The 25644-nt window shown below is 52.0% G+C and carries 19 protein-coding genes; 13 read left to right on the top strand and 6 right to left on the bottom strand.

The annotated features are described in order from the left end of the window. Positions 1–13: 13 nt before the first annotated feature. From FH871_RS01555 to lptB, 3 genes are all read left to right on the top strand, one after another. Positions 14–1108 (top strand): T9SS type A sorting domain-containing protein, encoded by a 1095-nt coding sequence (locus FH871_RS01555; protein WP_138989578.1) that lies wholly within the window; start codon positions 14–16, stop codon positions 1106–1108. A gap of 110 nt (positions 1109–1218) precedes the next feature. Then, on the top strand, positions 1219–2952 hold the full coding sequence (gene recJ, locus FH871_RS01550; RefSeq protein WP_138989577.1) for a single-stranded-DNA-specific exonuclease RecJ: 1734 nt from the start codon (positions 1219–1221) through the stop codon (positions 2950–2952). Between the two features lie 48 nt (positions 2953–3000). Further along, the gene (gene lptB, locus FH871_RS01545; protein WP_138989576.1) at positions 3001–3732 is read left to right on the top strand and encodes an LPS export ABC transporter ATP-binding protein; all 732 of its coding nucleotides are present in this window, start codon (positions 3001–3003) and stop codon (positions 3730–3732) included. A gap of 104 nt (positions 3733–3836) precedes the next feature. On the opposite strand, the gene recO is transcribed toward lptB, so the two are convergent. After that, positions 3837–4529, bottom strand: coding sequence for a DNA repair protein RecO (gene recO / locus FH871_RS01540; protein ID WP_138989575.1), 693 nt, complete (start codon positions 4527–4529; stop codon positions 3837–3839). A 184-nt stretch (positions 4530–4713) separates the two neighbouring features. On the opposite strand from recO, the gene FH871_RS01535 reads away from it, so the two are divergent. Together FH871_RS01535 and FH871_RS01530 are read left to right on the top strand one after the other, a co-directional pair. After that, positions 4714–5568: a fumarylacetoacetate hydrolase family protein gene (locus tag FH871_RS01535; RefSeq protein ID WP_138989574.1), complete on the top strand. Its 855-nt coding sequence runs from the start codon at positions 4714–4716 to the stop codon at positions 5566–5568. 4 nt (positions 5569–5572) lie between these two features. Further along, positions 5573–7099, top strand: coding sequence for an aldehyde dehydrogenase (NADP(+)) (locus FH871_RS01530; RefSeq protein WP_138989573.1), 1527 nt, complete (start codon positions 5573–5575; stop codon positions 7097–7099). Positions 7100–7185: 86 nt separating this feature from the next. Here the strand turns inward: FH871_RS01530 and FH871_RS01525 are convergent, their stop codons facing one another. Next, the gene (locus FH871_RS01525) at positions 7186–8409 is read right to left on the bottom strand and encodes a DUF1501 domain-containing protein (RefSeq protein ID WP_138989572.1); all 1224 of its coding nucleotides are present in this window, start codon (positions 8407–8409) and stop codon (positions 7186–7188) included. 13 nt (positions 8410–8422) lie between these two features. Beyond that, the gene (locus FH871_RS01520) at positions 8423–9859 is read right to left on the bottom strand and encodes a DUF1800 family protein (protein WP_138989571.1); all 1437 of its coding nucleotides are present in this window, start codon (positions 9857–9859) and stop codon (positions 8423–8425) included. Between the two features lie 210 nt (positions 9860–10069). Between FH871_RS01520 and FH871_RS01515 the strand changes: the two genes are divergently transcribed. The 3 genes from FH871_RS01515 (at position 10070) to FH871_RS01505 (ending at position 14541) form a co-directional block, all read left to right on the top strand. Beyond that, positions 10070–10768, top strand: a complete 699-nt coding sequence (locus FH871_RS01515) for a FadR/GntR family transcriptional regulator (protein WP_138989570.1) — start codon at positions 10070–10072, stop codon at positions 10766–10768. Positions 10769–10922: 154 nt separating this feature from the next. Continuing rightward, positions 10923–13310 carry an outer membrane beta-barrel family protein gene (locus tag FH871_RS01510; RefSeq protein ID WP_138989569.1) on the top strand — a complete coding sequence of 796 codons (2388 nt, stop codon included), beginning with the start codon at positions 10923–10925 and terminating at the stop codon, positions 13308–13310. Between the two features lies 1 nt (position 13311). Further along, positions 13312–14541: a PepSY domain-containing protein gene (locus FH871_RS01505; protein ID WP_171062725.1), complete on the top strand. Its 1230-nt coding sequence runs from the start codon at positions 13312–13314 to the stop codon at positions 14539–14541. Positions 14542–15153: 612 nt separating this feature from the next. Here FH871_RS01505 and FH871_RS01500 read toward each other — a convergent pair. Next, positions 15154–16308 carry an NAD(P)/FAD-dependent oxidoreductase gene (locus FH871_RS01500; protein ID WP_138989567.1) on the bottom strand — a complete coding sequence of 385 codons (1155 nt, stop codon included), beginning with the start codon at positions 16306–16308 and terminating at the stop codon, positions 15154–15156. Between the two features lie 30 nt (positions 16309–16338). Then, positions 16339–17085, bottom strand: coding sequence for an AraC family transcriptional regulator (locus FH871_RS01495; RefSeq protein ID WP_138989566.1), 747 nt, complete (start codon positions 17083–17085; stop codon positions 16339–16341). A 574-nt stretch (positions 17086–17659) separates the two neighbouring features. On the opposite strand from FH871_RS01495, the gene FH871_RS01490 reads away from it, so the two are divergent. The 5 genes from FH871_RS01490 to rodA all read left to right on the top strand — a co-directional run bounded on the left by FH871_RS01490 (position 17660) and on the right by rodA (position 24262). Then, positions 17660–18901, top strand: a complete 1242-nt coding sequence (locus FH871_RS01490; RefSeq protein ID WP_229316933.1) for a histidine kinase — start codon at positions 17660–17662, stop codon at positions 18899–18901. Continuing rightward, the gene (locus FH871_RS01485) at positions 18898–19638 is read left to right on the top strand and encodes a LytTR family DNA-binding domain-containing protein (protein ID WP_138989565.1); all 741 of its coding nucleotides are present in this window, start codon (positions 18898–18900) and stop codon (positions 19636–19638) included. The genes FH871_RS01490 and FH871_RS01485 overlap by 4 nt, the downstream gene beginning before the upstream one ends. 141 nt (positions 19639–19779) lie before the next feature. Then, positions 19780–20805 (top strand): SMP-30/gluconolactonase/LRE family protein, encoded by a 1026-nt coding sequence (locus FH871_RS01480; protein ID WP_138989564.1) that lies wholly within the window; start codon positions 19780–19782, stop codon positions 20803–20805. Positions 20806–20977: 172 nt separating this feature from the next. Continuing rightward, complete coding sequence (gene mrdA / locus FH871_RS01475) at positions 20978–22936, top strand: penicillin-binding protein 2 (RefSeq protein ID WP_138989563.1); 1959 nt, start codon at positions 20978–20980, stop codon at positions 22934–22936. Between the two features lie 45 nt (positions 22937–22981). Then, on the top strand, positions 22982–24262 hold the full coding sequence (rodA, locus tag FH871_RS01470; RefSeq protein WP_255516843.1) for a rod shape-determining protein RodA: 1281 nt from the start codon (positions 22982–22984) through the stop codon (positions 24260–24262). A gap of 109 nt (positions 24263–24371) precedes the next feature. On the opposite strand, the gene FH871_RS01465 is transcribed toward rodA, so the two are convergent. Further along, a complete protein-coding gene (locus tag FH871_RS01465) occupies positions 24372–25619 on the bottom strand; it encodes a sulfite oxidase (protein WP_138989562.1) in 1248 nt (415 codons plus the stop codon). Positions 25620–25644 lie beyond the last annotated feature (25 nt).

Raw genomic sequence — 25644 nt, 5'->3', positions numbered from 1 at the left:
AACACACCACACCATGCAACATTTTTTACGATTGATCAGCCTGGCAATTTTTGTTGTCCTCGCGCCGAAACTGGTATCGGCACAGACTATTTATTCCCAGGATTTTACATCCGGACTAAGCGGTTGGACCGCCAGCAATTCAACTGCTATCAGCGTAACGACAACCTCCGCCAGCTCCGGTTACACCACACCCATTGTGGCTTCGGGCGGCAATAATTTGTCTTTTGGCGAATGCGGAGGCAATACCGAGCACACCGCCACATCGCCAGCCATCAGCACTGTGGGTCAGACGAACATCATGGTCGGTTTTGGTCGCCGAAAAACGAACGCGTTTGGCCCACAAGTGGTCATTTTTGAATTCAGCACCGATGGGGGAACAAACTGGACCAGCATCTCCTCCGACGTTTCGAGCGTGGCAACGACCACCTGGGGATTATCGGTTTTTACATTACCGGCCTCCGCCGAAAATCAGGCTAGTCTTACTTTTCGTTTCCGGTATACGCCCCCGGCTGGGGCATCCTGTGCGACCGCCTTTCGAATCGATGATTTTACGGTAAGCTCGAATGGCACCCTTCCGGTTGAATTAGCCTATTTTCGGGGCGCAGCAGAACGCAACGGCAATCGGCTTACGTGGGAAACCGTCTGGGAGCGGGGAGCCAGTCATTTTGTGATCGAACGCAGTGCTGATGCCCAAGAATTTGGTATAATCGGGCAGGTGACAGCCGTTGGCAACGCCGTCAGCAAGCGGGTTTACACGTTTACCGATGGCGAACCCTTCGCCGGAACGAGCTACTACCGGCTTCGGCAGGTCGACACCGATGGGGCATCGCAGGTTTCCAAAATGGTCTTTGTCAGCCGTTCCGACGCGTTGTTCGTGGTTTGCGATAACCCGACGTCCGGAGACGAAATCCGGCTAAACGTTTCCAACGTCGATCCGGCCAGTTTGCAGCTCCTAACCACCACCGGCCAGTTCCTTTCGTTTGAGTTGATTCAGTTGTCCGCAACCGATTGGCGGGTTCGTCCGGCTGTTCGGTTAAAACCGGGTTTGTATCTGCTTCGCGCCGGACAACAGAACCAGCAACGAACCGTTCGGGTTGTGGTTCGATAAAACCGTCGTTGGGAAAACCGGTAGCAAAACAGTCCCCGTCTGGGCGACCCTGCCTTCAAGACCTTGCTGATTTTTGTTTTCCGTACTCCCTTTTCTTTTTACTTTGCAGGATGAGTGAGAAACGCTGGCTATACCGACCGGTTCCGGAGTCACCGGAGGAGTTACTGGCGGTTGAAAATTTGACTCGCGAGCTGAAAGTAAATCCGTTTATGGCCATGTTGCTGGTCCAACGGGGGGTGCATACTTTTGACCAGGCCCGCACCTATTTCCGCCCCGAACTTCTGCATCTCCATGACCCTTTCCTGATGAAGGACATGGACAAAGCGGTTCAGCGGTTGCAGATGGCGATGGTGAGGGAGGAAAAGATTCTGGTGTACGGTGATTATGACGTGGACGGAACGACCTCGGTGGCGTTGTTCTACGGCTTCATGAAAACCCTTTATCCTCATCTGGATTATTACATTCCCGATCGGTATAAAGAAGGCTACGGTATTTCGTCTCAGGGCATCGAGTGGGCGGCCGAAAACGGTTTTTCGCTGATTGTCAGCCTCGATTGCGGCATCAAATCCGTTGATCGGGTGGACGAAGCCCTGGAAAAAGATATTGAGTTTATCATCTGCGATCACCACCGCCCCGGTGCCGAACTGCCCCGGGCTGCGGCTGTGCTTGATCCCAAGCGTTCCGATTGTGAGTATCCCTACAAAGAACTGACCGGTTGTGGCGTTGGCTTCAAATTGCTGCAGGCCTTGTGTGTGTTCAAAGGAATTCCGCTGGATCGTTTGTTTGGCTATCTGGATTTGCTGGCAATCAGCATCGCGTCGGACATTGTGCCGATTGTGGGCGAAAACCGGGTTCTGGCGTATTACGGACTCAAAAAACTGAATGCTTCGCCCGGTTTTGGCCTCCAGGCGCTCATCAAAGTGGCCGGGTTTAGCTCCGAACTGGACATTACCAATGTGGTGTTCGGACTGGGACCCCGGATCAATGCCGCCGGTCGGATCAAGCACGCCAAAGCCGCCGTCCAGTTGTTGCTGGCCGAAACCGAGGAAGAAGCCACCGACTTCGCGTTTGCCATTAATGAACACAACAACAGCCGCCGGCAATATGACTCCAGCATTACCGAACAGGCGCTGGCCATGATTCAGGGCGACGAATGGCTTTTGAACGCAAAAAGTACGGTGCTTTTTAACAATACCTGGCACAAAGGCGTGATTGGCATCGTGGCATCGCGCTGCATTGAAAAATACCACCGCCCTACCATTATTTTGACGGAATCGCACAACCGGGCGGCTGGCTCGGCTCGGTCGGTGCCGGGATTCGATGTCTACGAAGCCATTGAGGAGTGTTCGGACCTGCTCGAACAATTTGGCGGTCACACCTTTGCGGCCGGTTTGACGCTCAAGCTGGAAAACATCAAAGCGTTTCAGCAGAAGTTTGAGGAAGTCGTGACCCGGCGCATTCAGGCCGAGCAACTGGTTCCGATGATTGAAATCGATTTACCGCTTGATTTTGACGCCATCGACCAGAAATTCTACAACGTTCTGAAACAAATGTCGCCTTTTGGGCCGCAAAATATGGCCCCGGTTTTTTCAACCAGCGAGGTGTTTCTGGTGGGAGAACCGTATATCATGAAGGAAAAGCACCTGAAAATGACCGTGCAGCAAGCCGGTTCGTATCAGCGGTTTACGGCCATCGGTTTTAACATGGCTCACCACGCCCTGTTTCTCCGGCGCGACCAGCCCTTTTCCATTTGTTACCAGATTGAAGAGAATAATTATAACGGGAACAAATCGTTGCAGTTATATTTGAAAGATATAAAGGCGACCGTCGGCGTTGAGCAATAGACAACGTCAGTTGCTGGGAAAACCGGCGACAAACGGAGCACGAAAACCATGATTCTTCGAACCGAAAACTTAGTTAAAAAATACGGATCCCGGCTGGTCAACGACCGCGTTACTTACCAGGTTGAACAGGGCGAAATTGTTGGGTTGCTTGGCCCCAACGGCGCGGGAAAAACCACCTCCTTTTACATGGCGGTGGGCTTGATCAAACCGAATAGCGGTAAAGTCTATCTCGATGATCAGGACATTACGAACCTGCCGATGTACAAGCGTGCCCGGCTGGGAATCGGCTATCTGGCGCAGGAAGCATCGATTTTCCGGGATTTGACGGTGGAAGAAAACGTGCTGGCGGTGCTGGAAATGACCGATCTGTCGCGGCAGGCGCAAAAAGACAAAGTGGAGCAGTTGCTGGAAGAATTCAGCCTGACGCACGTTCGCAAAAACAAGGGGAAAGTATTGTCGGGCGGTGAACGCCGTCGTACCGAAATTGCCCGGAGTCTGGCGGTTGATCCCAAGTTTATTCTCCTTGACGAACCCTTTGCCGGGGTTGACCCCATCGCTGTTGAGGATATTCAAAGCATTGTCGCCCAACTCAAACACCGGAACATCGGTATTCTGATCACTGACCACAACGTCAACGAGACACTCTCGATTACCGACCGGGCGTACCTGCTGTTTGAAGGGAAAATCCTGAAACAGGGAACCGCCGAAGATCTGGCAAACGACGAACAGGTTCGGCGGGTGTATCTGGGGCAGAATTTCGAGTTGAAACGGAAGATTTGAAAGGGATCATTTCGCAGAGTTGATCAGAGGAAATTAGGGTTTATCAGAGAAAAAAACGCTGTGTAACGCTGATTTCCCCTGATCTACTCTGTGTAACAACTTCCTCAACTCAGCACCTCCCGCAACACTGATAGCGACTTGATTTCTCCCAAACCGTCGATGTGGATCTGGTAAAACGCCACGAGCGCATCCAGCAACTCGGCGCGGGTTGATCGGGAGATTTTGATGGGCGTGGCCAGTGGCTGGCGCAGGAAGTGATTCAGGGCTTTTTCGGCCGCTTCGTCGGGCAAAAACGGGTATTTCTGTTCCTGCAATTGCCCTTCAAACTCACGGGCGCTGGCCGGGCCAAACCCCAGAAAAGAAGCCAGTTTCAGCAAAAAAGAAAGGTGAAAGTTCTCATAATCGGCTTCCGCTTCTTCCAGGTACAGAATACTGTCCACTAAAAAATAATACAAAGCCGGGTTGCTGGCTTCTTCCTTCAGGGTTTTGGTTAACATCTCGCTGACAAACAGTGCCATGCTGGATTTGGCAATGTCGAACGGAATGTGCTGAAACGGGAAATTGACCTTCACCTCCGAAAGCCGGTGCAAATCTTTGCCGGGTTTGTAATAGACCACCATGTCCAGCAAGGTCAACGGCTGGAAAAAGGCGATCCGGTTGGTTTTGCTTTTGGCCGACCGTACTCCGTTGACGAGGTAGCTGTGCAACCCAAATTCCTCCGTGTAAATGCGGACAATAATCGACGTTTCGCGGTAGCGAAAATAACTTAGAACGATGCCTCGGGTTTTGTGGAGCATTTTTTCAGTAAAAAGTTCTCAGCCGGTACTGGGTGTGGAAGGGGGGAATGGCCGGTTGAGCGCTGCTAATTCCATCCTAAATTAATGCCTTTTGTGCGATTTTCCATTCGAAATTTCTTAAAATCCTCCGTAAAAATGTCCATTTTTGCGGTCTTTAAGTCAACACTCAATTCCTTGATCCTTCATGAAACTATACCGCACCCGCCAGGGCATCGTAGTTGAAGATAACCGCACCGACGGACCATCCCGCTTTCACCGCGCGCCGAGCGACGACTGGGATTACCTCATTAATCAGGACGACCTGTACAATTTTCTTCAGCAGGAAATTCCTTCCACGACCGCTTCCGACGAATACCGTGTCTGGACCGAAACCCAATTGTTACCCCCGATCAGCCAGCAGGAAATCTGGGCGTCGGGCGTAACCTACCTCAAAAGCCGCAATGCCCGCATGGAAGAATCGAAAGATGCCGGGGGCGGTGATTTTTACGAACGCGTTTACGACGCCGAACGGCCCGAATTATTTTTCAAATCCACAGCCGCACGGGCGGTTGGGTCGGGCGATGCGGTTCGCATTCGGAAAGACTCTACCTGGAACGTGCCGGAGCCGGAACTGACGCTTTTCATCACTTCGAACGGAAAAATCGTGGGCTACACGGTTGGCAACGACATGAGTTCGCGGAGCATCGAGGGCGAAAATCCGCTGTATTTGCCCCAGGCCAAAACCTACGATGGCGCGGCTGCGATTGGCCCCTGTCTCTACGTTCCGGAAGCTCCGATTTCGCCCGAGACCCTGATCAAAATCGAAATCCGGCGCGACGGAAAGGCGGTTTTTGACGAAAGCATTGCCATCAACCGCATGAAACGGCAGCACACGGAACTGGTTTCATTCCTCTTTCGTGAAACTACTTTTCCGCATGGGTGTTATTTAATGACCGGCACCGGCATTGTTCCCGGCGATGATTTTACGCTGGCCGTGGGTGACGAAGTCCACATTACGATTGAAGGAATCGGTACGTTAATCAATACGGTACAAAATTAGAAGCATGACTTTTCAAGCTATTAATCCGGCCACCGGCGAAGCATTAGACGGGGCCTTCAGTGAATCTACGAGTCAGGAAGTAGACCAGGCCTGCCAATTAGCAGCCGCAGCGTTCCCGGTTTATCGCAAACTCTCCGGTGAAGCCAAAGCGCAGTTTCTGGAACGCATTGCCGACGAAATCATGGCCCTGGGGCCGGAATTACTCGAACGCGCCAACCTCGAAACCGCCCTGCCGCTGCCCCGTCTGACGGGCGAACGCGGCCGGACGACGGGGCAGTTGCGGCTGTTTGCGCAGTACCTTCGCGAAGGCTCGTGGGTGGATGCCCGCATCGATACCGCCCTGCCCGACCGTCAACCGCTGCCCCGGCCCGACTTGCGGCAGATGCTGATTCCGCTCGGACCGGTCGGTATTTTTGGCGCGAGCAACTTTCCGCTGGCGTTTTCGGTGGCCGGTGGCGACACCACCTCGGCCCTGGCTTCCGGTTGTCCGGTGGTTGTGAAAGCCCATCCGGCTCACCCCGGCACCTCGGAACTGGTGGGTCAGGCCATTCGGAAAGCCGTGGAAGCCAGCGGATTGCCGGAAGGTGTTTTTCAGATGGTTCAAGGTACGGGCATCGACGTGGGGATGGCCATTGTGTTACACCCACAGATCAAGGCCATCGGGTTTACGGGTTCGTTTCGGGGTGGGAAAGCGATTTACGATGCCGCTGTCCGCCGTCCGGAACCGATTCCGGTTTATTCCGAGATGGGCAGTACGAACCCCGTGTTTTTCCTGCCCGCCATTTTGAAACAGAAGGGTTTGGACTTGGCAAAAGCCTACGTCGATTCGGTTACCCTGGGTGTGGGGCAGTTTTGTACGAATCCCGGTTTGGCCATTGTCAAACAATCGGATGGGGGGGATGCCTTTGTGAGTCAAGCTCGCCTGGCCATGTCGCAGACGCAGCCGACGCCGATGCTGACGAAAGGAATTTATCAGGCGTATACGGCCGGCATCGAAAAGCTCAACTCGTTTTCGCGGGTTCTCATCGCCAGTAAATCCGAAACCGCAGTCGATGGTTTTGCGGCTGCTCAGCCGACGCTTTTATCGACCACAGCCGATGTGTTGCTGGAAAATCCGGAATTGACGGAAGAAGTATTCGGACCCAGCAGCCTGCTGGTAACGGCGGATACGAAAGAAGAAATGCTGGCCGTGGCGCAGGGGCTGGAAGGCCATCTGACCGCGACGGTCTACGGAACGCCTGAAGAATTGCTGGAGTACGCTGATTTACTGGAAATTCTGGAGCAGAAAGTGGGCCGTTTGCTGATCAACGGTTTCCCGACGGGGGTAGAAGTAAGTCATGCCATGAACCACGGTGGGCCGTATCCGGCCACCACCGACGTTCGCTCGACCTCGGTGGGTACGAACGCCATCCGGCGGTTTGCACGTCCGGTTTGTTACCAGAACTTCCCGGATGCGTTATTGCCCGATGCGCTGAAAGCCGATAACCCACTGGCGATCTTTCGATTAGTGGATGGAGAGTGGAAAAAATAAAAGTTATTTCGCAGAGTTAAGCGAAGGACATCAGAGCTAATCAGAGTTTTCACTATTTTTCTCTGATTAACTCTGATGTCCTCCGCTCAACTCTGCGAAACAACCTTTAACGTCTCAAACTGCCGCCCTAAAACCGCCTGATCATCCACTTTCAGCCAGTCGCGGAGCAAGGTCGCGTAGATGCTCCGGAAATCGACGGTATACTTCAAATCCCCTTCATCCAGGTTCGTCAGGTTCGGTGCTTCGTTGAAAACCCGGCCCGGGGTGAGTCCTCCGCCAACCAGAAACAGGTTATTGGCCGTGCCGTGGTCGGTGCCGTTGCTGGCGTTCTGCTTCACCCGGCGACCAAATTCCGAGAAAGTCATCAACAGCACATCGTTTAGTTTTCCATTGGTTTTCAGGTCTTTGGTAAAAGCCGCCACGGCTTCCGCATACTGGCGCAACAGCCGTTCCTGCTGCCCCGGCTGATTGATGTGCGTATCAAATCCCGAAATGGAAATGTAATAGACGTTTGTGTTGACGCCCGACGTAATCAGTTCCGAGACGGTTTTTAGCCGGTTGCCCAACTCGCTGGCTGGGTAAACGGTTTTCGTGTGGGTAACTTTCGACTGGTCGTAAATAACTTCAGCCGACGAAGCGGTTTCGGCCAGGGTTTTATACAAATACGAAACGTTCGGGTGCGAGGCTACTACCTCCGCAGCGGGCTTTATGTTGGAAAGCTCGGCTACCAAACCGCTGCGGGTCTGGTTGTATAGTTTCTTCGGGTCGAGCAACGCCAAACCGTTCAGATCCTGGCCTTTCAGGGCCAGACTCAGCGTGTCATCCACTTCGATTGCCCGGTGTACAATGCAGTCGTTTCCCTGGCAATTGGCATCCAGATAGCGCCCTAACCAGCCCGTTGTCAGGTACTTATCCGAATCGCTGGCGGTTTGCCAGATGTCCATCGAGCGAAAATGGGAACGGTCGGGGTTGGGGTAGCCGACGTTGTTGACCACTGTTACCAAACCGTCATCGTAAAGACCTTTCAATGCTTCGAGTGCCGGATTGAAACCAATCTCGTCATTAAGCTTCAATACTTTTTCCGGGGCAATGGCAATTGTTGGCCGTTCGCGGTAATAAATGTCATTGCGGAACGGTACGACGGTATTCAATCCATCGTTTCCACCCGACAACTGAACGATCACCAGCGTTTTGCCCACAGGCTGGTTCAATCCCAGATGCTTGCTTTCATACGCTTTCAGGAAGCTGGGAATCAGCAGGGTGCCCACTGTAGCAAACGCTGAATTTTTGAAAAATTTCCGACGGTGCATGGATTGGATGGTTTTAACACAGTTGATATTCGGGTAAGGAGAGGAGGAGGGCTGTCAGGGTTCGGATTTGTTCGCTGCGGGGGGCTTCTTTTTTTACCTTTTTCAGGAGTAAATTCCGCTGCGAAGGACTCAGGGGCTGCGGCAAAAAATACGAAGCCAGTTCATCCAGCAGGTATTCCTCACTGCCTTTCTGGAAGGCTTTTTCGAAGGTCGGCCAGTCGATGGTGGAAGCAAACAGGCGGTTTACTTTTCGGGCGAGCAGGGCCGTATTCACGTCACCATCGTCTTTGGGTTTGATCGTCACTTCACCGGCTTTTAGCACCAGATCGGGGAGTTTCATCCGAAACAGCAGGCTCGAACTGTCGATCCAGTTGCGTCCGCCCGGCCAGCCAGCCACGTTCGGCGGATAGAGCAAAACCTGTCCCAACGTGCGCTGAACGTATAAAACCGGCTGTTTCTGTTCAAAATGAATCCCCAGACTGTGCTGCATTCCGGCCAGCAATTCCACCGGGGACTTGATGCGCCCTCCGATGTGTTTCGGCTCATAAAACCAGTCGCTCGTGAAAATCGTCTCCAGCAAACCGGCTGTGTCGTAGCCACTCCGGTAGAACTGGTCGGCCAGTTGACTGATTCGTTGCTGGTCTGCCGAATCGGGGGCGATTTCGTCGGTAACCAGAAACCGGTAGAGTTTGGTGGTCACGAAGGTGGCGGTTTCTTTCCGCTCCAGCAGGAGTTTGATGATGTCGTCGCCCTGGAAATGGCCGGTTTTTCCGAACACGGTTTTTTCGCCATCGTCGTGTACATTCCGGCGAAAAATGAACTCACCCTGTGGATTGTATCCCCAGCCGGTGAAAGCCCGGGCCGCTTCTTTGATGTCGTGTTCGGTATAATTGTCGCGACCCAGTGTAAACAATTCCATCACCTCACGGGCAAAATTTTCGTTGGGTGCATTCTTGCGGTTTTGCTGGTTATTCAGGAATTGCAGCATGGCCGGGGATTTTGAAACCGCCATCAGCAAATCGCCGAAGTTGCCCAGCGCCTGTTCGCGAATGAGGTTCGTATACTGCTGCACCATTCGGACGTTATTCTGGTTGCGGCAGGCAAAATGGCCGTGCCAGAACAGCGCCATTTTCTCCCGCAAGGCAGCCCGGCCCGAGGCCATTTGTTCCACCCACAGCACATTCAGATCCCGGATGGCTTCCCGGTTTTCGCGGATGCGATCTTTCAGCATTTCCCGGTCGAGTTTGCCTTCTTTAAACTGGCTTTTCAACTCTTTTTTGTCGGGCTGGTCATCACTCACCACCGACAGGGGCGTAAATGCTCGGCTGTTGGTGAACAACTGGCTCACTACTTTCCGCAGCGGCTGGCGATCGGCTTCCCGCAGTTGGTCCGGCGTTGCGCCAAAACCCGCCCGCCAGAAGAGGTGTTGCTTGTTGACTCGCTCCTTCATAAATCCGTATTTCGGGTTTGGACAAATTAAACGACTAGAAGTTTAGTCTTTAGTTGTTTAAGTTACAAACCAAAACGGCCTACCTGCTGGTTGCGGTTTTAGGGGATGGCCTAAAAAGTTTCTGGTCGCCTGAGCTTGTTGGAATGTACTACATATCTTTTTTTATAATACCTTAGTTTTTCAAAAAGCACACCAACACGTGCGTGAAAGATGGAAAAAGTAGAATCTTCGCTGGGGATGTTGCCCATTATTTCAACCTCCATGGCGGATCAGGTTGAGTTACGGCTTCGTGAATACATAGCCAACAAAGCCTTCAAACCCGGTGACGCAATTCCGAAGGAAATTGAACTGGCCGAAGCACTGGGTGTCAGCCGGAATGTGGTGCGTGAGGCCCTGAGCCGGTTTCGGATGCTGGGCATCATTGAAACCAAAAAACGGCGGGGGATGATCCTGGCGCAACCCGACATCCTGAGCGGACTGGAGCGCATGATGCAGCCGCACATGCTGGGAGCCGACACCCGCAAGCAGATTTTTGAGTTCCGGCTGGTGCTGGAAGTAGGGCAGGCGGCTTTGCTGTTTGCCCGCAAAACCGAGGAAGGCATTCAGAAACTTCAGGAGGTGGTGAAGCGGGAAAGTCAGGTGAGTTCCATACCGGAAAAGGTTGAATGCGAAATCGCTTTTCACTCCACCTTGTATGAAATGGCCGGGAATGAAACCATCAAGCGGTTTCAGGCGATGCTGATGCCGGTTTTCGAATACGTGGTTGAATACGAAACCAGCCACCAGTTTCACGCCGTCGGTTCCGTCACGCACCAGGACTTAATCAATATTCTAAAAACCGGGACGCCAGCCGAATTTGCCAGTGGGATGCTGAAGCACCTGGAACCGCATTTTGTGTTGCTCTCCTGAAAAAATTGTACTTCCAATGGACAGGATACGCTTTTCTGTTGTTTATTTAAAATAAATCTAAATTAAGTTGTCAGGTATGAGATCAGCGCTTTTCTTTGCCACTATTAATAACCAGTCTAGTTAATAATAGTCCGGAAGCCTATCCGCTAACTTGATGCCAAAATACCTACTTTTCGCCTTCTTCAGTTTAACCTGTTTACTGGCCCGGGCGCAGAAAGCCCAGATTCGCGGCAAAATCGGGGAAAAAGACAATACCGTATCGGTGAGTTACGGCTCACTCCAACTTTTCGAAAAGGGCGTTTTCGTAAAAGGGGTGGTTGCCGGGGAGAACGGAGATTATCTGTTTGATAAACTCAACAAAGGGTCTTATACCCTGAAAGCGAGCGGCATCGGCTACGAAAGCCGCGAACAGGGACCTATCGTTATCGAACGCGATAATCAGGTGATCAGTCTGAACCTGGATCTGCTGCCCGCCGTATCGCAACTTTCGGAAGTCGTGGTCAAAGGCGACATTGGTGTGACCTGCATCGAACCGGGTAAGATCGTTTATCAGGCAGCGGATTTGCCAATTGCCAAAGGATCTTCGGTGGGTGATATGTTACGGCTGATGCCGTCGGTTGCGATGGGAGGCCCTCCGGGTGTGCCGCGCGACATTCGCTACCGGGGCCTGGAAAAATCGTATACGCTGGTGTTGATCGACGGAAGAAATGCGGGGATTACGGGGAATAACCGGGAAGTGGTCCTGAACCAGATTCCGGTTTCGGCCATTGAGCGCATCGAGATTATTGCCAGTCCGGGTGCTCAATACGACGGCGATGGCATGAACGGGGTCGTCAACATCATTCTCAAGAAAAATTCGCGGTACGGAACCCACGGTCAGGCGATGGTCGGCATCAACAGCCTGGGCGGTTACAATGCTTCGTTACAGGCTTCTCACAAATTTGGCAAAGGCGAGTTCTACGGTGCCTATGATCGCAACGAAGTGCTGCTCACCGGGGATAATTCCATGACGGAAACCAACCGGGTGACGGTATTGAAAAATGGGGAGGTGACGGGTTATCAGGACATTTTTTCCAAAGAAAGCCGCAAAATAACGAGTGATAACATCAAACTGGGAACCCGCTGGGATTTGTGGAAAGGCGCCGATCTGAAAGCCGAATACGTGAGAGGATGGCAGCGGGAGCTTAAAATCAAAACCCAGGATACCAAAGTACTGAAAGCCGACCGCTCCTTTTCAAGCCGCACCCTGCGGACGGAAGATCAGACGGAAGACTGGAGTTTCAACGAATACATCCTGAATTTTTCGCAGAAACTTTCCCCCAAAAGCCGGCTGACGGTTTCGTATAACCACGTCGATGGCGATTACCCCAAACCCAAATACCAGACCGATCAGAAATTAAATGGCGAGGGATTGCCGTCCGATGCCAAACCGGCTAAAACCAATACGTATGAGAACAATTACGACCGGAATGACTTCGTTCAGGCCGATTATTCACTGCATTCCAATCACATCGTAAGCTGGAACGCCGGTTTGAAATACAGCAGCCGCGTCCGCGAAAACATTCAACTGGTCGACAAGTTCGACTACGCTAAAAACCTGTTTCTCCGAACCCAGAGCCCGGCCAATAACTTTACGAGTTCCGAAAAAATCACGGCCGGTTATGTTCAGTCGGCCATTACCAAAGGCCGGTTGCGGAGCGTGATCGGTGTTCGGGCGGAGTATACCGATTTTCACAACCAGACGCTCGAACAGAGTTATTCCACCCACGGCAATTATTTGATTCCGCTGCCCAGTGCGTCGTTTATCTTCAATCTGGACACGACGCAATTCATCAAGTTTTCGGTGGATCGGAAAATCCGGCGGGCCAGTTTTAAAGACCTGAGTCCGTTTGTCGATAGCTCGGATGTGGCTAAAATCAAAACCGGCAACCCGTTGTTGCGGCCGGAAAAAGCCTGGGGTTTTGAACTCGGCTACATGAAAACCGCAGCAAAATGGAATGTGGGCGTGAATCTTTTCCGACGTCAGATCGACGGCCTGATCCAGAAAGTATTGTACGATGTGTCGCCGGGTGTGGTGCTCGAAAAACCGGACAATTTCAATGCCGCCTACATCCAGGGGGTCGAATTGATTGCGGCCGTTAAACCGTTATCGTTCTGGAGTATCAACGGAAGTTATTCCCGCTTCGACTCCCAGTTAAAAGACGAAAACCAGGGCGGGGGTGATGCCATCAAAGACCAGTTTGACTGGTGCGCGAAGCTGATTTCGGACGTGACGATCGGACGCAATACCTTTTTTCAGGTGGCCTGGAACGGCATTGGCCCCAAGGTTTCCAGCCAGAAAGAAGAAAAGACGCTGGCGTACTGGGATGCCAGTTTATCCCGGTATTTTGTACAGAAAAAAGTGGTGCTGAGCGTCCGCGTGATGGATGTATTCAACACGAACAACAAACAGACCATCGAGTATACGACCGCCCAGACCAGCGAGAAAATCCAGGATATTCCGGGCCGTCAGGTTTTCCTTAATCTTTCGTACAGCTTCTGATATGAAAAAAGGTTCGTTCAAACGACTAAGCGGTTTACTCCACCTGTGGCTTGGGCTGGCGTCGGGGATTGTGGTTTTTGTGGTGAGCATCACCGGTTGCCTCTTCGTTTTTGAGGAAGAAATCCGGAACATCACCCAAAAGGAATTTCGCTTTGTCGAACCGCAGAACCGCCCTAAACTCTCGCTGGCGCAGGCAACGGCGATGGTGACGCAACGGTTTCCCGGCCAGAAAATCGAGCAGATCCGCTTGTTTTCGGCCGCCGACCGAACCATCATTGCCCGGTTGGTCGACAAAAATGCCGTGAGCCATAAGAAACCGGGCAAAGAGGATGAGGAAGAATATGAGGGAAAGAGAACAGTCGTTTCACTGAATCCGTATACCGGCGCGGTGCTGGGACCGTGGAATATGGATCAGGATTTTCTGCACACGGTTGAAAAAATGCACAAGACCCTGTTGCTCGGAGAAGTTGGCAAATGGATCATCAAGGTGAACATCGTGATTTTCCTGGTCATGCTGATTTCGGGGCTGGTGCTGTGGTTTCCACGGAAGAAAAATCAGGTTAAAACCGCTTTTACGCTGAAATTTGATGCGAAATGGCAGCGAATCAATTACGATTTTCACAACGTTCTCGGTTTCTACTTCGTCTTTCCGCTCCTGCTGGTAACGCTTACAGGGATTTGGTGGGCCATAAAACCGTCTCAAAAGCTGGTGTATGCGGTTTTGGGCGATGCCAGAAAAGAGCTGAAAAAGCCGGTTTCCGTCGTTCAGCCGGGGCGGGTGTTCAGTCCGGTGCAGGCTTTCGAAACCGTCGCGCCCCATCATCCCGGCTGGAACGAAGTCCACATCAATTTTGCCAAACATGAAAAAGATGTGGTCAAGGTCAATCTACGGTATCCATACGAGATTGTCAAAAAACAGAACGTGTTCGAATTTGATCAATATTCCGGGAAGCTGCTGAAATCGGAGCTGTTCAACGACTATTCGGCCGCCGACAACGTCAAGCACGCCAACCGGGATCTGCACACCGGTCAGGCATTTGGGTTGTTTGGGAAAATTCTGATGTTTCTGGCCAGCCTGTTTTCGGCCACCCTGCCCTGGTCCGGGTTCCTGATCTGGTATCAGAAAAAATACAAAAAACCGGTAGCCAGGCCCCGGAGGGTTCCAGTTCCGGCCAGTCAGGAAGTGAAGCGAAAACCGGTTTATCAACCGAGGGTTCCGGTGAAAGCGTGACAAAATCTTTGGCAAATTGCCCCAAAGAATGAGCCAATCGATCAGATTACCACCTTGTTTCTTTGTTTTTCAGCGTTGACCGGGTTGGTATCCTGCGAGTGCGAAACGCCGGTTTCGCCACGTCAATCCGCAACTGAACAACCCCAAACCGTCGGCCTTGACGACGAAATTCTGGTGGTAAAACAACGGAGTTCAACGCCCAGAATGTGAAAATCCGTGAATCTACGCTTGAATACACGGCTTTTGGCGACCCGATTCGGAACGACCGGAATGCGCTAAACCCGGAGGAAATGCAGGTAGATCCCTATGTAACGGTTTTTGGCCAGTACAGCAAACACCTGCACAGGGCGAAAAACGGGAAGCTTTTGCGCCGTATAGTCTGTTCAGCAATACGTATTCCCAATACGCGATCAATAACGACGGGTATGTTACAAAGCAGGATACGTATACCCTGTTGAATGCTAACGACTTACGAGTATTTGGTTACGTTTCCCGGAATTGTGCAGTAAATGGCAGATGCTGAAGCCTGAACTAGTGTTTATGCCGATCAAGGAAGCGCAATCGGCATAAACACTAGTTCGCTGAAACCGGTTTTTGGTCTTCAAGGATTGATTAGTCTTTTTCAAAAGCGCTGAATGCGTGAATCAGTTTTGGGATGGCATCATCCGAGTGAAGCATTTTGGTGGCCTCCAGCGTCATTTTTGTGATTTCTGAAGCCCGCGCGCACATCTGTTTTTCAAAAGCGGCTATAGCGGTTTGAAGATCAGGAAAATGATTGTCAGAAAGACATTCTGCCAATTCAAACGCATCCTGCATGGCCATATTGACCCCTTCACCGGCATAGGGCGGCATCACATGGGCCGCATCGCCGAGCATGGTCAGGTTGGGCAGTGGCGGCCATTGCTGGTTGATGGGGTAATGGTATTGGGGCCGGGGTACGAAGGAGACGTCATCGCTTTCGAACAATTCCTGCCAGGTAGAGTCCCAGGATGCAAATGCCATTTTAAACCAGTCGAAGACTTGCGCCTTGCTGCTGAAATCAATACCGCTCTCCCGAATCCAGTATTCAGGTACCTTACAACCGGTGTAAAAGGAAAGACTGCCATCCCCTTTTGCACTCAAAATCAACGATTTTTCGTCGCCGAAGGCAAATACTTTTCCACCGTTCAGAAGATGCGTTAATCCCGGTGCATTTTTTTCGGAATGATACACCGTGCCTTCCACGATGGTAATACCTGCATAAACCGGCTTGATCGCGGTAATAAAAGGGCGAATGGCAGATCGTGCGCCATCAGCCGCGATGACAAGATCCGCAGTGGCACTGGTACCGTTTTTAAATTGTAAGAGCCAGCCGTCCTGATGCGCCGTCATGGTAACCAGTTGACGATCCCAGACGACGGTTTCGGGGTGTAAGGAAGCCAGAAGTATATTTCGGAGCGGCCCACGATCTATTTCCGGGCGGTTTTCCTCAAAATCGTCTCCGGCATGCGTATCCATTTTGACGACCAGGTGCTTGTCTAAAATCCGCAGTTTGCCTGCCTCCGGGCGGTAATTGGCGTAAAAAGCATCGATTAATCCCGCCCGGCGAAGGGCTTCCAGTCCCGATTCTTCGTGCAGGTCGAGCGTGGCGCCCTGAACCCTGACTTCGGCATTGAAATCCCTTTCGTATACCTTTACCGTTGCTCCGTTAAGTTGTAAAAGCCGCGCCAGGGTTAAACCGCCGGGTCCTCCCCCTACGATTGCTATTTTTTTGTTGTTCAACAACATGGTCTGAAACGTTTGTTTTAGGCCACAAAACTATTTCTTCGGCAAGGTTGAAAATTGTATAAATCGGTCGTTTTCGTTTTTGCTCAGTTCCCGTGGTGTCACACCGGCGAACTTTCTGACATTTTTAATAAAATGGGACTGATCCGTGAAGTCCAGTTCGGGAAAAAGCTTGCCTTCTTTGAGTTGCCGGAAAGAAGCCCTGAACCGCAGAATCGTGCAGTACGCTTTGAGGGAGATGCCGAATCGCTGGTTGAAATACCGGTTTATTTGTCGGCTACTCCAGTTTACGGTTTCAGCAATCTCCTGAATCGGGATTGAGCCATCAGAAGAATACATGAGCGCAAAGAGGTTTTGCTTTCGGGGGTCTATATCGGCGGGTAGCCGACTGATAAAATGGTTGCTAAGGACACCACAAAAGTGATCGAATGCCTTGAAGTCGTGGGTTGTAATTCCGAAATAATCCGGCGGTAAACGGTACACGGAATCGACCAGTGTGGGAAATTTTCGATCAAAAAGGTAGTCAATTGCGAGTAATTTGAAACTAACGGCAAACAAGCGGCTTCCCGGAGTCAGGCTCGCGGGGGAAGGCTCGCTTTCCAGTCCCAACAGGGTAAGTTCATACGGTTCCTGAAAAGAGAAGAAGAGATCAATTCGGCCATCCGGCACAATGATCACCGGTTTTTCCTGACCAGAATGATTGGACAGCATCCAAAAGCTATCGACGAAATCAGAAAGCGGGGCCTCCGGTTTGATTTCCTGGTATTCAATTCCTGTCATTGTCGGCATGGTCGTGTCAAGTCGCCAAGGGCGGCCATATGACCGTTAACCTACCGGAAAAAAACTAAAAAAACGCAGGTCGCCCGGAAAATCGACTCATTTCCCGGATCAAAGTTTGCCAAGCGGTCTCGGACGAACTTTGGGGTGTCGCCCCGCTCAAACGCCAGTTCGTCTGCGAAGTGAAAACCGGCTGGCAGGCTACTTACCGATTCAGACCCGGCAACTGTCAACCCGAAGACCCCCGTTGTTGATTCCGGTTGGGAGGGCGGGGGAAGCTCCGCTACTTTTGGGAAAGCCATTCAATCAAAACCGCTATAGCGGGTCGAAATCTGACAAGACGACCTATGTCGTTGATAGTAAGTAGTGTGTATTTTGTAGTGTTTAAAACGCCTGGCCCTGGCCGGGCGCTTTTTTGTGCCGCTGGATAAGAACCGGAAGCGACTTACCGGCGTATTTCAACAAGTTATGGGCCGGAAACGACCAGTTATTCATCCGTTCTTTCAAAAGAGCGCAATTAGCCCTACTTTCGATTAAAGAATTCACTATAGCTTTAAGGACATCAACCAGACTAAATGTGTCAAAACATGAGAAAAATAAAACGGCGGATCACGAAAGAAAGGCGTTAGAAGAAGAGCTCGAAACCGAACGAGCCATCAATTTTTTTGCGATTTCACTCATTGATCAAACAACCGTCGAAGAGGTGCTGTGGGACGTTGCAAAGAACTGCATCGCCCGGCTTAACTTCGTCGACTGTGTGGTTTATCTGCTGGATGAGAAACGGAACGTGCTGGTGCAGAAAGCCGCCCACGGTCCCAAAAATCCCCGGTCGTACGAAATTCTCCAGCCCATTGAAATTTCCATCGGGCAGGGAATAGTAGGCTCGGTGTTGCTGACGGGAAAAGCCGAGATCATCGGCGATACCTCGCAGGACCCCCGCTATCTTCGGGACGACGAAATGCGGTTTTCCGAAATTACCGTACCGATTCTGCTGGAAGGAAAGGTGATCGGCATCATTGACGCGGAACACCCCGACAAGAACTTTTTTCAGTCCCGTCATCTGCACATTCTGACGAGCATTGCCCGTCTGTGTGCCCAGAAAATCCGGCGCGTACAGATTGAACAGGCGTATCAGCAAACCGAGCGGCAATTGCTGGAAAACAACAAACGGATTGCAGAAACCAAGCTGCTGGCCCTGCGGATGCAGATGAATCCACACTTTGTGTTCAACAGCCTGAATGCCATCAATAAATTTATTCTGCAAAACGAGGTAGACGAAGCTTCGCTGTATCTGACCAAGTTTTCGCGGCTGATGCGGCAGATGATCGACAACACCCAAACCGAGTGGGTGTCGTTGCGCAGTGAACTGAAGGCCCTGCAGACGTACATCGAACTGGAACAGTTGCGGAGTGACAATACTTTTGACTTTTCACTGGTGATCAACCCCGCCATCAGCCAGGACACCGTTCACGTGCCGCCCTTGCTGTTGCAGCCGTATGTCGAAAATGCAATCCGGCACGGGTTGTTGCAGCAGAAAACCGAAAACCCGCTTTTGCAGATCGATTGTCAGCAGGTGGCCGGTTTTCTGGTGATCTGCATCGCCGACAACGGCATTGGCCGCGAAGCGTCGAAACAGTCGCAGGGCAACGGACTGATGGCCCACAAAGCCCACGGCAGCCGGATTGCGGAAGAACGGTTGCAGATTGTCAATGAAATTTACGGCGTCGATGCCCGGATCGACGTGGCCGATCTGGTCGATTCGGTGGGAGCGCCAGCGGGAACCTGTGTTACGTTTACCATGAAACTTAAACAACCATGACAGCCATTATTGTCGATGACGAAAAACATTGCCGGGACGTACTTGCCTTGTTGCTCCAGCGGTTTTGCCCGCAAGTGCAGTTGCTGGCGTCCTGCGTGGATGGAATCGAAGGTTACCAGGCCGTTGAAATGCACCACCCGGACCTGGTTTTTCTGGACATCGAAATGCCCGGCATGAGCGGATTCGATATGCTCGAAGCCTGCCGTTTCAATACATTCGACGTTATTTTTACAACGGCCTACAACGAATACGCCATCAAGGCCATTCGGCACAACGCGCTGGATTACATCCTGAAACCCATCGATAAAGATGAACTGGTGAAAGCCGTTCAGAAAGCCGAGCAGGAGCGGCTGACCCGGACCCCGGCCAAAGTCGAGAGTTTTGTCGACTACCTGCACCGCCAGAAAACCGGTGACCGCATCGCGTTGCCCACGCTCGAAGGACTGCAGATCATCAACAGTGAAGAAATTTACTACTGCGAATCGGACGGCGGTTACACCCGGTTTTTCCTGACCAATGGCAAAATCGTTCTGATTTCCAAGACCTTAAAAGAAGTGGAAGATGTGCTGGAAACCAAGGGATTCTGCCGCGTACACCACGGCTACCTCATCAACCTGCGTTACGTTCAGCGTTACATCCGGGGCGATGGGGGTGAGGTGATCATGGAAAACAACAAAAACATCCCGGTGTCGCGCAACAAGAAACAGGAGTTTCTAAACTTGCTGGAGAAAATTTAAGGACGGTTTTCGGTTCACGCCGACCCGTTTCAATACGGTTTACAGCGTTTATTCCGGTTTCGGATGGCCCACAGATGTCGGCTGGCCGAAACCGGATATTTTTGTAATTTGCCCCTGAATCCTAACGCCTTACCGAAAATTATGAAACGAAGTATGTTGTCGGTCCTGCTGACCGGGCTTGCCGGTGTCGCTTTTGCCCAGACGCCTTATCCCACCATCGGTTCCATTGAACGACTCGACCCCAAACTGGATGCGCTGATTGCGAAAGACGCCCCAATGGAAGTGCTGGCTTCCGGTTTCGTCTGGTCCGAAGGGCCGGTCTGGGTCAAGGAGGGCGGTTATCTGCTGTTCTCGGATGTTCCGCAAAATACGGTTTACAAATGGACGGAGAAAGACGGTTGTCTGCCATTTATCAAACCGTCGGGCTACACCGGCGTTGGCCACTACAGCGATGAACCCGGCAGCAATGGGCTGGCAGTAGACGGCAAGGGCAGGCTGATTTCGGCGGAACACGGCGACCGGCGCGTCTCGGCGCTGGTGTTGGGGGGCGCATCGGGCGGCAAGAAAACGCTGGCGGACCATTACAAGGGCAAACGTTTCAACAGCCCGAACGATGTGGCTCCGCATTCGAACGGCAGTGTGTATTTTACCGACCCGCCCTACGGTTTGCCGAACCGGGAAAAAGATACCAAAGCGCGGGAACTGGACGTTTTCGGCGTCTACCGGGTGGAACCCGACGGCAACGTGACCTTGCTCATCAACGACCTCACCCGCCCGAATGGAATTGCCTTTTCGCCCGACGAAAAAACGATGTACATTGCCCAGTCGGATCCACAAAAACCGTATATCATGGCCTATCCCGTTCAGGCCGACGGAACGGTGGGCAAAGGGCGGATTTTTTACGACGCCAGTGAAGGAATAAAACAAAAACTGCCGGGTTTGCCCGATGGTCTTAAAGTCGATAAAGCCGGCAATGTGTGGTCGAGCGGGCCGGGCGGCATACTCATCGTTGCGCCCGACCGGGCCGATGGTCCCGGCAAGTTGCTGGGCCGGATTCGGACCGGCGTCGCCACGGCCAACTGCGCCTTCGGCAACGACGGTTCGACGCTCTACATTACCGCCGATATGTACCTCATCCGGATCAAAACCCTAACCAGAGGGTTCTGAAAACCGCCCTCGATTTCCTCTCCAGAACCCCGGTTTTGATCCGGGATTCCGGAGAGCCAAGTACTTTATTCTTAACTCTTCACTCATAATTCTTCACGCTGTTCTTAATCTCGCTATATTTGTACTGAAGCTGGTATGAAATGTGTAGTGAGGATTTCTGGGTTATAAGGTTATGATTGAGAACAGAAAATACATTGTCATCGGCGTTTTCTGTCTGGTTGGACTGGTCTATCTGTCGCGTTTGTTTTATCTGCAAATCCTGGATGACAGTTATTCACTGGAATCGTCGAGTAACTCCATAAAACGGGTCATCGAGATCCCGTATCGCGGTCAGATTTATGACCGGAACGGGAAATTTATGGTCTACAATACGCCGGTGTACGATCTGTACGTCACCCCCCAAAAAGTACAAATTCCGGATACTGCAGCCTTCTGTCACTTGCTGAGCCTGGAGCGCACCGAATTTGACAGCATTATGGCGGCAGCCAAGGCGCATTCTTACCGAAAACCGTCGTTGTTTTTGCGGCAGTTGTCGAAAGAAGATTTTGCCCGGATTCAGGATGCGCTGGTGGATTACCGCGGTTTCGAGCACGTCACAAGCTCGATGCGGACGTATCCGGCCCACACCATGGCGAATGCGCTGGGCTACGTCAGCGAGGTCAGCCGCAAGCAGCTTGACGAACAGGAAACACCGTATTACCGACAGGGGGATTATATTGGCCGCAGCGGCCTGGAAGAACAATATGAATCCGTTTTGCGGGGGCAGCGGGGCATTAAATTCGTGATGCAGAACGTCCACGGTGTGGTGAAAGGCTCCTGGAAAGACGGCGCGTTCGATTCGCTGGCCATTGCAGGCAAAAACCTGCATACCGGGATCGATGTCGAAATTCAGCAGTATGCCGATACACTGATGCAGAACAAAGTGGGCAGTGTTGTCGCCATCGAACCATCGACCGGCCAGGTTTTGTGCATGGTGTCGGCGCCAACCTACGACCCGAATTTGCTATCGAGCCGGTTTTTCTCAAAAAGCTATTCCAAGCTGGCCAAAAATCCGTATAAACCGCTGATCAATCGTCCGGTGATGGCAAGTTACCGGCCCGGATCGACGTTTAAACTGATTCAGGCCCTGGTGGCTTTGCAGGACGGCGCGGTGTCGCCCGGTTCGATTTTCAGCCACGCCGGTTCGCCCATGAAGTGCCACTGCAATCGGTCGGGCCGACTGAATCTTTCCGGGGCGGTTCAGTATTCCTGCAATCCCTACTTTTACCACGTTTTCCGGCGGCTGCTCTACAACAACGCGGAGCGAAATACCTTCAAGGCGTCGGCGATGGGCTTGCACCATTGGCACGACATGGTCGCGAAGTTTGGGATCGGGAGTCGGCTCGGCATCGATTTGCCGAGCGAACTGCGAGGAAGCTTGCCGGATGCGGAGTTATACGACAAACTTTACGGTGAAAAGCACTGGAAATTTTCGACGGTATATTCCCTCAGCATTGGTGAAGGCGAGTTGCTGATCAGCCCGTTGAAAATGGCCAATGTCGCTGCGATCATCGCCAACCGGGGCTGGTTCTACACCCCCCACATCGTGAGTGGCATTGGTGAGCCGGGGAAAGGGATTGACCCGAAATACCTCGAAAAACACGATGTCGGTATTGATCCGCGCCATTTTGAAATCGTCGCAGAAGGGATGCAGGGCGCGGTTGAACACGGCACTACCACCTTGGCCGCCGTGATTCCGGGCATTACGATGTGTGGAAAAACCGGTACTTCCCAAAACAAGAAAGGGAAAGATCATTCCATCTTTGTTGCCTTTGCACCCCGCGAAAATCCGAAAATTGCCATTGCAGTTTTCGTTGAAAATGCGGGTTGGGGTGGAATTGCCGCAGCGTCGGTGGCTTCGCTCGTGATCGAAAAATACATCAAACGACGGGTCGATAACCACGCGCTGGACAAAAAAGTGAAGGAAGCCAACTACCTTCCCGCGATTACGCCACCCAAAAAACCGGCACCCAGAAAGTTTGTAGAACCGCCGAAGGACAGCACGGCCAAACCGATGATCGTGAAAACCGTTCCTGCCCCACCGGAAACCCACTCGCTGGCTTCCCGGCCGGTGACTACCAACGGAAATTAAGTATTCATCTTCTATAAGCAGACCGGCGACCCGGTCATCATTCCTTTGGTTTCGAGAGAACCGCAAATTACGCAAAACATCGATTGGGTAACGCTCATGCTCTACATTGCCTGCGTGTTGATGGGCTGGCTGAACGTGTACGCGGCCGTTTACAGCCCCGAAACCCAGACGAATCTGTTCGATATGTCCACGGAAGCGGGTAAACAATTGATGTGGATTGGCACAACGGTATTGCTCATTATTGCCATTCTGGTGATCAACTACCGGTTTTGGGATACATTTGCCTTTGTCATCTACGGCATTACGATCCTGTTGTTGTTACTGGTGTTGGTAGCGGGATCCAATGTCAACGGTTCGCGATCGTGGTTTAAACTGGGGGCTTTTTCCATTCAACCTGCCGAGTTTTCCAAACTGGGTACGGCTTTGGCCCTGGCACGGTATATCGACTATCCGAACGTCAACCTGACCAAACTGAAAGACCAGCTCTCGTGTGCGGGGATCATTGCCTTGCCGGCTTTGCTCATCATTGCGTCGAACGAAACTGGCTCGATGCTGGTGTTTGCTTCCTTCATCATCATGCTCTACCGCGAAGGGCTGCCGGGAATCTACCCGCTGATCGCCATTGTGATCGTGGCCCTGTTCATTCTGACGCTGATTGTGCCGAAATTCATTTTGTTTGGGGTTATTCTGGTCCTCGGTCTGCTGGTTTTCTTCCTGACGCCCCGCTACCAGCGTTCGGTGCAGAATGTGATGATCATCGGCATCACGGCGGTTTCGATGATTGCGATTGTGGCCGGTGTCGATTTCTTTGTAAACAGTGTATTGCAAAAGCACCAGCAGAACCGGATCAAAGTATTGGTCAACCCGGCGGCCGATCCGCTGGGCGTGGGCTGGAACGTGACGCAGGCCAAGATTGCCATTGGTTCCGGGCGATTACAGGGAAAAGGTTTTCTGGAAGGAACCCAAACCAAACTGGACTTTGTACCCGCACAAAGTACGGATTTCATTTTCTGCACAATTGGCGAAGAACACGGTTTTATCGGAAGTGCAGTGGTGTTAATTATGTTTGTTTTTCTATTGTGCCGGATTGTCATCCTGGCCGAAAAACAACGAACGCGCTTCGCCCGGGTGTATGGGTATTCGGTGGCGGGTATTCTCTTTTTTCACCTGATGATTAACATCGGGATGACGATCGGCCTGATGCCGGTCATTGGCATTCCGCTGCCGTTTTTCAGTTACGGCGGTTCGTCGCTCTGGTCGTTTTCGATTCTGCTGTTTATTTTCCTGAAACTGGATTCCCGCCGGGTGGGAATGTTTACGCGGTAAAGGAACAAGGTAATTTCCAATGTAAAATGATGAATGCCAAATGTAAAAGTGCTCGATCTGAAACACTTTTACATTTGGCATTCATCATTTTACATTAGAAATTACTTTTCTAAACAACCTTGACAGCAATCCGGTGGCAGGCGTTGTTGCAGTAGCCTTCCGGATTCCATTGGGGCATGACCATGGGCTGTGAAACGCCCGCATCGTCGATGGCCCTCGCCCAGATTTCATAGTAGCCTTTCTGCGGAAGTTTTAGCTCTGCCGTCCACTGCTGCCACGCCAGCCGGTTTTTGGGGTTCTGGAGTTTGCAGGGTTGCCACGTACTGCCGAAGTCGAAGGAAACCTGCATGGTTTTCACCGCCCGGTCGCCCGCCCAGGCGTGGCCGCGCAGGCTGATCGACTGGCCCAGATCCACCATCGCCCCGGTTTTGGGAAACGTGATGAGGGATTTGACTGGCATGGATTCGATGATCCTGAACTGATCCTCCGGCGGATCGACACCCGGCTGAACCGGATTGATCGGTACCTTGTAGCTTTTTCCCGTCATTTTCGCCCCGTCGTGTACCTTGTTACGAATGGCGATGGTGTGCAGCCACTTGCCCGAAACCGAAGCGGGCCAGCCGCCAATCACCAGCCGCAGCGGGTGCCCGTGCGTCAGCGGAATGTCCTTGCCATTCATGGCCCAGGCCACCAGCGTTTCGTCTTCCAGTGCTTTTTTGATCGGAACACCCCGCGAAATAACCGGTTTGGTCGGGTCCTGGCTGATGTGCAAATCTTTACCGTAATATCCGATGTAAACTGCATCGTCTTTCAAACCGACATCCGCCAGAATGTCTTTCAGCCGGACGCCCGTCCATTCGGCACAGCTTACGGCACCGTCGCTCCACTGATTTCCGGCGGTTTGGGGGGCGTAGCCCGACCGCCCATTACCAGCGCACTCGAGCACCAATTGGTAGGAATAGGTTTTAAACTTCTTCTTTAAATCGTTGATTGAATAGGTTTTAGCCGCTTTTACTGCTTCGCCGTTAATCGTAAGTTTCCAGTTGGCGGCATCGACACTCTCGGGAATCAGACCATTGTTTCGGATGAACATTTTATCGGCGGGCGTAATGGCATCGTCGAGCAAATGGGCAGGCGGTTCAACGTTCCACGGTTTGTCGTTCAGCACGATCAGGTCCTTGTTTTTGATCAGCATCGGGTTGGGTTCAGCGTGACCCGGTTCCTGAAAAGCAAGGGGAATATAGCCGGTCGGCAGGCGGTCGGCGAAGGCAATTTTGGTGCCCAGCATCCCGGCCATCGTGGCCAGCGTACTTTTTTTGAGGAAACCCCGACGGTTGAAGAGCGATGATCGATTCATGAAAGCAAGTAAAAGGATTGGGTTG

The organism is Larkinella sp. C7 (genome assembly GCF_006149005.1).
In the GTDB taxonomy this organism is placed as follows: domain Bacteria; phylum Bacteroidota; class Bacteroidia; order Cytophagales; family Spirosomataceae; genus Larkinella.
Note: the sequence above shows the minus strand (reverse complement) of the source record. Positions and strands in the feature narration are given on the sequence as shown.

What these genes read in the sequence shown, in the direction of transcription:
- recJ (WP_138989577.1), top strand. Translation starts at nt 1,219, where the DNA reads ATGAGTGAGAAACGCTGGCTATACCGACCGGTTCCGGAGTCACCGGAG.
- FH871_RS01505 (WP_171062725.1), top strand. Translation starts at nt 13,312, where the DNA reads ATGAAAAAAGGTTCGTTCAAACGACTAAGCGGTTTACTCCACCTGTGG.
- FH871_RS01520 (WP_138989571.1), bottom strand. Translation starts at nt 9,859, where the DNA reads ATGAAGGAGCGAGTCAACAAGCAACACCTCTTCTGGCGGGCGGGTTTT.
- mrdA (WP_138989563.1), top strand. Translation starts at nt 20,978, where the DNA reads ATGATTGAGAACAGAAAATACATTGTCATCGGCGTTTTCTGTCTGGTT.
- FH871_RS01485 (WP_138989565.1), top strand. Translation starts at nt 18,898, where the DNA reads ATGACAGCCATTATTGTCGATGACGAAAAACATTGCCGGGACGTACTT.
- FH871_RS01495 (WP_138989566.1), bottom strand. Translation starts at nt 17,085, where the DNA reads ATGACAGGAATTGAATACCAGGAAATCAAACCGGAGGCCCCGCTTTCT.
- FH871_RS01510 (WP_138989569.1), top strand. Translation starts at nt 10,923, where the DNA reads ATGCCAAAATACCTACTTTTCGCCTTCTTCAGTTTAACCTGTTTACTG.
- FH871_RS01500 (WP_138989567.1), bottom strand. Translation starts at nt 16,308, where the DNA reads ATGTTGTTGAACAACAAAAAAATAGCAATCGTAGGGGGAGGACCCGGC.
- FH871_RS01530 (WP_138989573.1), top strand. Translation starts at nt 5,573, where the DNA reads ATGACTTTTCAAGCTATTAATCCGGCCACCGGCGAAGCATTAGACGGG.
- FH871_RS01525 (WP_138989572.1), bottom strand. Translation starts at nt 8,409, where the DNA reads ATGCACCGTCGGAAATTTTTCAAAAATTCAGCGTTTGCTACAGTGGGC.
- recO (WP_138989575.1), bottom strand. Translation starts at nt 4,529, where the DNA reads ATGCTCCACAAAACCCGAGGCATCGTTCTAAGTTATTTTCGCTACCGC.
- FH871_RS01555 (WP_138989578.1), top strand. Translation starts at nt 14, where the DNA reads ATGCAACATTTTTTACGATTGATCAGCCTGGCAATTTTTGTTGTCCTC.
- FH871_RS01465 (WP_138989562.1), bottom strand. Translation starts at nt 25,619, where the DNA reads ATGAATCGATCATCGCTCTTCAACCGTCGGGGTTTCCTCAAAAAAAGT.
- lptB (WP_138989576.1), top strand. Translation starts at nt 3,001, where the DNA reads ATGATTCTTCGAACCGAAAACTTAGTTAAAAAATACGGATCCCGGCTG.
- FH871_RS01480 (WP_138989564.1), top strand. Translation starts at nt 19,780, where the DNA reads ATGAAACGAAGTATGTTGTCGGTCCTGCTGACCGGGCTTGCCGGTGTC.
- FH871_RS01515 (WP_138989570.1), top strand. Translation starts at nt 10,070, where the DNA reads ATGGAAAAAGTAGAATCTTCGCTGGGGATGTTGCCCATTATTTCAACC.
- FH871_RS01535 (WP_138989574.1), top strand. Translation starts at nt 4,714, where the DNA reads ATGAAACTATACCGCACCCGCCAGGGCATCGTAGTTGAAGATAACCGC.